This window comes from Micromonospora sp. KC606 (genome assembly GCF_004348675.1).
In the GTDB taxonomy this organism is placed as follows: Bacteria; Actinomycetota; Actinomycetes; order Mycobacteriales; family Micromonosporaceae; genus Micromonospora.
Genome location: NZ_SMKN01000241.1, coordinates 1 through 8689, shown reverse-complemented (window position 1 = coordinate 8689; position 8689 = coordinate 1). Strand labels below are relative to the sequence as shown.

Genomic DNA, 8689 nt, shown 5'->3' with positions numbered 1-8689 from the left:
ACACGGTGACCGCGATGCGCGGGCAGGGTGTGGGCCGGTTCGTGGAGATCGGCCCGGATGCCACGTTGAGCGGGTTGGTGGCGCAGTGTCTGGACGGGGCGCCGGTGAGCGTGACCGCGAGTCTGCGGGCCGGTCGGGACGAGCCGGACGCGGTACTGGAGGCCCTCGCCCAGGTGCACGTCAGCGGCGCAACCCCGGACTGGGCGGCGGTGTACCGGCCACTCGGCCCGGCCCACCGGTGCGAGCTGCCCACCTACCCGTTCCAGCGAAAGCGCTACTGGTACGGGCACACCGCGACCACCGGCATCGACGCACACCCGCTGCTCGGCGCGGCGGTCGAGCTGGCCGACACCGGTGGCCTGCTGTTCACCGGCCGGCTCGGTACCGGTACCCAGCCGTGGCTGGCCGACCACGTGATCGGTGGGGCGACGCTGTTCCCCGGCACCGGCTTCGTGGAGCTGGCGCTGCACGCCGGCGCCCGGGCCGGCTGCCCGGGAGTGGACGAGCTGACCATCGAGATCCCCCTCGTCGTGCCCGCCGACGGCGGCGTCCAGCTCCAGTGCGCGGTGACCGCGCCGGACGAGACCGGGGTGCGGCGGTTCACCGTCCACACCCGACCCGAGGGCGGCTCCGCCGACCTGCCCTGGACCCGGCACGCCACCGGGACGCTGACCCCCGACCGCCAGCCGGCCGGCGACACCGAGCTGGCCGCCTGGCCGCCCGCCGGCGCCGCCGAGCTGCCACTGGACGGGATGTATCCGGAGTTCGCCGCTGCCGGCATCGACTACGGACCGGCCTTCCGTGGCCTGCGTCGCGCCTGGCGCCGAGGCGACCAGGTGTACGCCGAGGTGAACCTGCCCGAGACGGCGGAGTCTGAAGTGGACCGGTACGAGCTGCACCCGGCCGCCCTGGACGCCGCCCTCCAGGTGATCGGGCGCAGCGGGCTGGCCGGTGCCGCGCCGGCCCTGCCGTTCTCCTGGTCCCGGCTGAGACTGCACGCGGTCGGCGGGACGAACCTGCGGGTACGCGTCACGCCGGCTGGCACCGGGGCGGTGTCCCTGCACGTAGCGGACCCCACCGGGCAGCCGGTCGCCACCGTCGACTCGCTCATCCTGCGCCCGATGTCCCAGGCGCCGGTGCCCCCAACCGGAGCCGTCCGCGCCACGGACACCCTGCGCCGGCTGGAGTGGCGCCCGCTCACCGTGCACAGCGCCGACCTGACCAGCCGGTGGAGCGTACTCGGCCCGGACCGGTGGGGCTTGGCCGAACCGCTCGGCGCCCCGGTGGTCCCCGACCTGGACGCGGCGGCCGACGCCGACGTGCTGGTGCTCGCGGCCGCGGGCCCGGGCACCGGCGTGCACGCCGAGACGGCCCGGCTGCTCGGCCTGCTGAGCGCCTGGCTGACCGACTCCCGGTTCGCCGCCTCCCGGCTGGTCGTGGCGACTAGCGGCGCGGTCACCGGCACCGGCGTCGAGGCGGTGGACGCGCCTTCCGCCAGCGGCGCCCCGGACCTGGCTGGCGCTGCGGTGGCCGGGCTGGTCCGCGCCGCACAGGCCGAGCACCCGGATCGAATCGTCCTGGTGGACCTGGACACGGCCGCGGCCTCCGGGCATCTGGTCCAGGCCGCGATGCGCTCCGGCGAGCCGCAGGTCGCGCTGCGCCGAGGCGAGCTTCGGGTGCCACGGCTCGCCCCGGTGAGCCCGCCCGCCGGGGACGGCAAACCGGTCTGGACCACCACCGGCACCGTCCTGATCAGCGGGGCGACCGGCGCGCTGGGCGGGTTGGTGGCCCGCCACCTGGTCGCCCGGCACGGGGTCCGGCATCTGCTGCTGGTCAGCCGGCGCGGTCCGGACGCCGCCGGGATGGCCGCCCTCACCAGCGAGCTGGCCGACCTGGGCGCGGTGACCGTGGACGTGGTCGCCGCCGACCTGGCCGATCGCGACGCGGTGGCGGCGCTGCTCGCCGCCGTGCCGGACGACCGGCCGCTGCGCGGGGTGGTGCACGCGGCCGGGGTGCTCGACGACGGGCTGGTCACCACGCTGACCGCGGAGCGGCTCGGCGCAGTCCTGCGGCCCAAGGTGGACGGCGCCTGGCACCTGCACGAGCTGACCGCGGACCTGGACCTGTCCGCGTTCGTCCTGTTCTCCTCGGCGGCCGGCATGCTCGGCGGCCCCGGTCAGGGCGCCTACGCGGCGGCCAACGCGTTCCTGGACGCCCTCGCCGCGCACCGCCGGGCGGCCGGGCTGGCCGGACTCTCCGTGGCCTGGGGACTCTGGGCGACCGGCGAGACCGGGATGGGCGCGGGGTTGAGCGAGATGGACACCCGGCGGCTGGCCGCGGCCGGCATCGCGGCGCTACCCACCGAGGTCGGGCTCGGCCTGCTCGACGCGGCGACCGGCCTGGCCGATCCGGTGCTGCTGGCCGCCCGGCTGGCACCGTCCGCCGGCGACGCGGCGGAGCTGCCGCCGCTGCTGCGCGATCTGGCCGGCCCGCAGACCCGCCGGGCCGTCGCGGCGGCGCCGGCCGAGGCCGGGTCACTGCGCGAGCGGCTGGCCGGGCTGCCGCCGCACAAGCGGGCACCGGCCCTGCTCGACCTGGTCCGCGATCAGGCGGCGGCGCTGCTCGGATACCCCGACTCGTCCGACATCCCGACCGAACGCGCCTTCCGCGACCTGGGTTTCGACTCCCTGGCCGCGGTCGGCATGCGCAACAAACTCACCCTGCTCACCGGGCTGAACCTGTCGGCCAGCCTGGTCTTCGACTACCCGAACCCGCGGGCCCTGGCCGAGCACCTCGGTGCGCAGCTGCTGCCCGAGACCGAACCGGCCGTCGAGGCGGTCGACCCCGTCGACGTACGGCAGCTGCTGGCGTCGATCCCGCTGACCCGGCTGCGCGAAGCCGGCCTGCTGGACAGCCTCCTCGAACTCGCCGGCGCCCCGTCGGCGGCACACCACCCGCCGACCACGTCGATAGATGACATGGACAGCGAAGAGCTGATCAACCTGGCGATCGGCGAGGGTGCCGACCGTGGTTGAGCAAGTCCACCCCCGCAGCAGCCAACCCACAGAGAGGGCTGGACCGAATGGACACCAAGTACGCGATCGAGACGAGAGGGCTGCGCAAGTCGTACGGCGACGTACGCGGGCTGCAGGGCGTGGACCTGAGAGTCGAACGGGGCACCATGCTCGCCCTGCTCGGCCCGAACGGTGCCGGCAAGACCACGATGATCCGCATCCTGACCACGCTGCTGGGCCCGGACGACGGGGTGGCGATGATCGAGGGCCACAACGTGGTCCGCGACGCCTCCCGGGTCCGCGAGGTGATCGGACTGACCAGTCAGGACGCCTCCATCGACGGCGTGCTCACCGGCCGGGAGAACCTGGTCATGATGGGGCGACTGTTCCACCTCGGCCGGTCCATGGCCCGGCAGCGCGCCGACGAGCTGCTCAGCCAGTTCGACCTGGTGGAATCCGCGGACCGGCAGGTCCGGTACTACTCCGGCGGCATGCGACGCCGGCTCGACCTGGCGGTCAGCCTGGTCACCGCGCCGCCGGTGCTGTTGCTGGACGAACCCACCACAGGGCTGGACCCGCGCAGCCGGCAGGCGCTGTGGGAAACCATCAAGAAGCTGCTGGCGGCCGGCACCACCATCCTGCTGACCACGCAGAACCTGGAGGAGGCCGACCAGTTGGCCGACCGGATCATGTTGATCGACGAAGGTCGCACCGTCGCGGAGGGCACCGCGGACGAGCTCAAGCGCCAGGTCGGCACCGAGCGGCTGGAGCTCAGCTTCGCCACCGAGCCCGACGCCCAGCGGGCCCAGGACGTGGTCGGCGGGGTGCGCGTGGCCGGGACCAGCATCAGCATCCCGGTCGAGGACGCCGGCGAGGTCCGCCGGCTGCTCAACAAGGTCGGTGACGCCGGCCTCGACGTGCAGGGCCTGGCCATGCGCCAGCCCACGCTCGACGACGTGTTCCTCACCCTGACCGGCCACAACACGGGAGAAAAGCAGTGACCCAGACCCTCTCGCACGAGCTGACCCGGCTCGCACCGCTGCGGCTTCCGGCCTTCGTCCTGGCGCTGAGCGACTGCCTGACCCTCATCGGCCGCAACCTGCGGCACATCATCCGGGTTCCGGAGCAGATGATCCAGATGGTCTCGCTGCCGATCATCCTGCTGCTGATGTTCCGCTACCTGCTCGGCGGCGCGATTAAGGTGGACCAGGCGTACATCAACTATGTGATCGCCGGGCTCATCGTGATCAGCGTCGGCTTCAACCTCACCACGACCATCGTCGGGGTCACCGACGACCTGCGCAACGGGATCATCGACCGGTTCCGGTCGATGCCGATGCTGCCGTCCGCGGTACTGATCGCCCACGTGGTCGCCGCACTGTGCCGCAACGCGGTCTCGGCGGCGGTGCTGATCCTGGCCGGGTTCGCGGTCGGCTTCCGGCCCACCGCCGGCCCGCTGGAGTGGCTGGCCGCGTTCGGCATCCTGCTGCTGTTCGTCACCGCGCTGTCCTGGGTGGCGGTGATCCTCGGGATCACCGCGAAGTCGGTCGAGGGCGGCAACGGGCTCGGCATGATCCTGGTGTTCCTGCCGTACCTGAGCAGCGCCCTGGTGCCGACCAGCACGATGCCGCCGGTGGTCGAGGCGATCGTGGTGAACCAGCCGGTGAGCCCGGTGGTGGACTCGGTCCGGTCGCTGCTCACCGACGCGCCGGCCGGGCACGCGGTCTGGCTGGCGCTGGCCTGGTGGGTACCCGTCCTGCTGCTCTCCGTACCGCTGGCCGCCCGGCTCTTCCGCCGCCGCACGGTCGGCTGAGCCGGCGCCCGGGGAACTGGAGGAGGTGCGAATCCGATGATCGGGCAGCGAAACGAGCGGGCCGGCCGTCGAGGCGCGCGGGCGGTGATCCTGACCGGCGCCGCGCACGACCATCCGGGTGGGCTGTCCATGCGGTGGCGCGCGCTGCAAACCGCTCTGGACCGGCAACTGCCGTGCACGCTCCAGCAGCTCGGCTGTGACCGGTGGGACAGGTGCCAGGCCGGCTGCCGGCTCACCGGCCGGCTGGGCGGCGCCGCCGAGGTCGCCATGCTCGACGACGTGCAGGTCTGGCACGCCGACCGGACCTACTGCCCGGAGTACGTCCGGCGGCTGGCCGGTGAGCTGGTCGCTGCCCGGGTCACCACGGTGGTGTGCAGCGGCCTCGACACCCACCGGTACGTCACCGCCCTGGCCGCACTGGGCTGGTTCACCGTGGTCTTCGACCTGCACAACGTGGAGGCCCAGCTGCACCAGGCCATCCAGGCCGCGCTGCCGGCCGGATCACCGATGGCCGGCTTCTACTCCGAGCGGCACGTGCGGCTGGTGGACGCCGCGGAGCGGACCGCGGTCCGTGCCGCGGACGCTGTGTGGGTGTGCAGCGACGAGGATCGGGCGGAGGTGATCAGGCGGTACGCGGTGGCACCCGACACGGTCCGGGTGATGCCCAACGTCGTTGAGGTCACCGGCGCCGCGCCGCCGCCGGCCGGCGCCCGCTCGGTCTGCTTCACCGGTCGCATGGACTGGTACCCCAACATCGAGGCCGGGCTCGAACTCCTCCTCCAGATCGCCCCGCGGCTGCGGAAGCGGGGCCATCAGTTGCCGGTCGTGGTGGCCGGCGCGATGGCCCAGGAAATGCTGGGGGACGTGGAGCTCGCGCCCGGAGTCGAGCTGATCTCCGATCCGCCTAGCCCGGCCGCCCTGATCGCCGGCAGCATCATGGCGGTACCGCTGAAGCTCGGCGGGGGCAGCCGCTTCAAGATCCTCGAGGCGTTCGCGGGCGGCGCGCCGGTAATCTCCACGGCGAAGGGCGCCGAGGGGCTCGGCGTGGTGCCCGGCGAGCACTACCTGGCGGCGGAGGAGCCAGACGAGTTCGTCGATGCGGTGGACCGGCTGATCGGCGACCCGGCACTCCGCACCCAGCTCACGCAGGCGGCCTGGACGCTGCTGACCGAGCGGTATTCGCTCGACGCGCTCACCGCCCGGCTGGCCGACCTGGCCGTACCGGTACCGGCCCGCTGAGCGGCCCGCCGGCGGTGTGGCCAGCCGGCGCTGTGCGGTCAGCCGGAACCGGTCGGCGCCTCCTGGAGGTAGGCGAGCACGGCGAGCACCCGACGGTTGTCCTCGGCGGCCAGGGCCAGATCGAGCTTGCCGAAGATGCTGTTGATGTGCTTGCCGACCGCCTTCTCGGTGATCACGAGCGTGTTGGCGATGGCGGCGTTCGACCGCCCCTGCGCCATCAGGTCCAGCACCTCCCGCTCCCGCCGGCTGAGCCTGGCCAGGGACTGGCGGCGGCTGGCCCGGTCCAGCAGGCTGGAGACCACCTTCGGGTCCAGGACCGTACCGCCGTCCGCGACCCGGCGCACCGCGTCGATGAACGTCGCCACGTCGGAGACCCGGTCCTTCAGCAGGTAGCCGATCCCGCCCTGGCCGGAGCTGAGCAGCTCCCGGGCGTACAGCTGCTCGACGAACTGGCTCAGCACCAGCATCGGCATTCCCGGCCGGCGCTGGCGGGCCTCGATCGCGGCGACCAAGCCCTCGGTGGTGAAGGTCGGCGGCATCCGGATGTCCACCACCGCCACGTCGACCTCGTGCTCGCGCAGCGCCGCCGCCAGCGCCTCCGGATCCCCGACGGCGGCCACCACCTCGATGCCGTGCGCCTCCAGCAGCCGGGTCAGGCCGTCCCGGAGGAGGGCGAGGTCTTCCGCGATGACAACCCGCACGGAATCTCCAGAGTGATCGAGGTGGGTCCGCCGGCCGGGCTGTTCACCCAGATTATGCCGTCGAACGCCTCCAGGCGCCGGGCGATGCCACGCAGGCCGGTGCCGCCGTCGACCGACGCACCGCCGATCCCGTCGTCAACGACCACGGCCACCAGCCGGCCGTCCAGGAAACTGATGTCCACCGCGGCGGTGGTGGCGCGGCTGTGCTTGACCACATTGGCCAGGCACTCGGCGATGGAGAAGTACAGCGCCGACTCGATCGCGGCGGGCGCGGGCCCGGGCAGGTCGCAGCTCACACTGGTCGGTACGGCGAGGTCGAGGGTCAGCGCCTCGACCGCCTTGTCCAGGCCCCGGTCGGCGAGCACCGCCGGGTGGATCGCCTGCATGACCGCGCGCAGATCGTCCAGCGCGGACAGGGTGCTCGCCCGAGCCTCGCTGACCAGCTGGGCGCCGGCCGCCGGGTCGGTGCGCAGCAGTTGCTCGGCCAGCCCGAGCGTCATGCCCACCGAGACCATCCGGGCCTGGGCCCCGTCGTGCAGGTCGCGCTCGATGCGCTTGAGCTCGGTGGCCTGCGCGTCGACCGCGCCCCGCCGGGTCCGGGCCAACACGTCGATGCGCCGGGTCAGCTCCCGCTCCCGCGCCGGCGGCAGCTGCGACACTACCCAGGCGTGCGTGCCCACCCCTGCGGCGAGCAGCATCAGCGCCCAGATCGGCCAGAAGTACCCACCCCCGGACAGCGCCCAGATCCCCAGCTCGACCGGCGCCAGCACGCACGCCAGCGCGGCGTGCAGGGCCAACCAGCGGCGCCGGCCACGCCGTACCCGCAGCGCCCGCCGGACGGCAAAGTGGGTTCCGACCGCGACGGCCAGGCCGAACCAGGTCCACCGTGGCCAGAAGTAGCCGCCCCCGGTGACCGCCCAGATCATCCCGGTCACCAGGGCGAGGACGGTCGCCGCGCCGGCCTCCGCGACGATCGGGTCGGTGCCGCCGCGACCGCCGAGGAGGCGGCGACGAGGGCTGGTTGGCATGCTCATCGCAGGACCTCCGTACGGTGCGGTTTCCGGCACCTTCACGGTAGAAGGAGCGCCGAACGCCCACCAACGACCTATGCCCCCAGATAGGGGTGGGGAATTCCCTACCCTGTCCGCCACCGATCTCTGGCGGATCACCGTTTAGTGGTACTGCAACGGCACTCCTGGCGGGTGTGGTAGTCGGGTATCGCGTACGCCGGCCGTCTACCGCCGACGTCGCAGGCGTCGGCAGTTCGTGCTTGACCTAGGGAAACCATGCCCAAATCGCGGCGATATGGCGCCGACGAACGCAGCACCAACCAACGCCAACCCCAGTGCGGCACCGGGTGCCCACGCTCACACCTGGCACGCCGCCGCCGGCCAACCCAGTGACCCTGCTCCCCGCGAACGCGCAACGGCGAACGCTGACTCCGCACTCGGGCGGCGGCGCGCAGTACAGCGTGGAGTTCAAATGGACGCAGGGCGGGCAGACCATCCGGATGCGCGTACACGGGCCCTATGGCACCGCGCCGCCCGGCTCGAACGCTGCGATTCACCGGTCCGCAAACCGGCGTCTGACAACGACGCCGCGCCGGTGGCCCTCGCCGAGGCCCTCCAACACACCCCGCCTAACAGCCGCGCGACATGATTCGAACCTGCGCGCGCCGCCAGGCCGCTGGCCAGGCACAATGCGTCTGCGCTCTCATGTGGTATGAGACGGCGGACGCAACAGAACGCGTTGGCCAGGGGAAACGCGCCTGTCAGATGTGCCCCCGGCAGGATTCGAACCTGCGCCCCCGCCTCCGGAGGGCGGTGCTCTATCCCCTGAGCTACGGGGGCTCAGCGACCGGGAAAGAGTAGCAAACCCTCTCCCTGATCACCCAATCGGTATCCCTTCGCCCAGCCCCGGGT

6 protein-coding genes and 1 tRNA gene are annotated in these 8689 nt (G+C 72.9%); 4 read left to right on the top strand and 3 right to left on the bottom strand.

Features of this window, described 5'->3' with window-relative positions; genetic code table 11:
* Positions 1 to 14 precede the first annotated feature (14 nt).
* Genes E1193_RS27710 through E1193_RS27695 form a run of 4 tightly spaced genes read left to right on the top strand, consistent with a single transcriptional unit; the run spans position 15 to position 6066 of the window.
* Positions 15 to 3035, top strand: a complete 3021-nt coding sequence (locus E1193_RS27710; protein ID WP_132186123.1) for a type I polyketide synthase — start codon at positions 15 to 17, stop codon at positions 3033 to 3035.
* Complete coding sequence (locus E1193_RS27705) at positions 3032 to 4015, top strand: ATP-binding cassette domain-containing protein (protein ID WP_243707940.1); 984 nt, start codon at positions 3032 to 3034, stop codon at positions 4013 to 4015. Before E1193_RS27710 ends, E1193_RS27705 begins: the two co-directional genes overlap by 4 nt.
* The gene (locus tag E1193_RS27700) at positions 4012 to 4827 is read left to right on the top strand and encodes an ABC transporter permease (protein ID WP_207922891.1); all 816 of its coding nucleotides are present in this window, start codon (positions 4012 to 4014) and stop codon (positions 4825 to 4827) included. The genes E1193_RS27705 and E1193_RS27700 overlap by 4 nt, the downstream gene beginning before the upstream one ends.
* Before the next feature lie 36 nt (positions 4828 to 4863).
* Positions 4864 to 6066 (top strand): glycosyltransferase family 4 protein, encoded by a 1203-nt coding sequence (locus E1193_RS27695; RefSeq protein WP_132186122.1) that lies wholly within the window; start codon positions 4864 to 4866, stop codon positions 6064 to 6066.
* Positions 6067 to 6104: 38 nt separating this feature from the next.
* Here the strand turns inward: E1193_RS27695 and E1193_RS27690 are convergent, their stop codons facing one another.
* The 3 genes from E1193_RS27690 to E1193_RS27675 form a co-directional block, all read right to left on the bottom strand.
* Positions 6105 to 6767: a response regulator transcription factor gene (locus E1193_RS27690; protein WP_132186121.1), complete on the bottom strand. Its 663-nt coding sequence runs from the start codon at positions 6765 to 6767 to the stop codon at positions 6105 to 6107.
* Positions 6719 to 7801: a histidine kinase gene (locus E1193_RS27685; protein WP_132186120.1), complete on the bottom strand. Its 1083-nt coding sequence runs from the start codon at positions 7799 to 7801 to the stop codon at positions 6719 to 6721. Before E1193_RS27685 ends, E1193_RS27690 begins: the two co-directional genes overlap by 49 nt.
* A 744-nt stretch (positions 7802 to 8545) precedes the next feature.
* Positions 8546 to 8617: transfer RNA gene (locus E1193_RS27675), tRNA-Arg, on the bottom strand.
* Between the last annotated feature and the right edge of the window lie 72 nt (positions 8618 to 8689).

Coding starts and splice junctions, on each gene's coding strand:
- E1193_RS27695 (WP_132186122.1), top strand. CDS start 4,864: ATGATCGGGCAGCGAAACGAGCGGGCCGGCCGTCGAGGCGCGCGGGCG.
- E1193_RS27685 (WP_132186120.1), bottom strand. CDS start 7,801: ATGAGCATGCCAACCAGCCCTCGTCGCCGCCTCCTCGGCGGTCGCGGC.
- E1193_RS27710 (WP_132186123.1), top strand. CDS start 15: ATGCGCGGGCAGGGTGTGGGCCGGTTCGTGGAGATCGGCCCGGATGCC.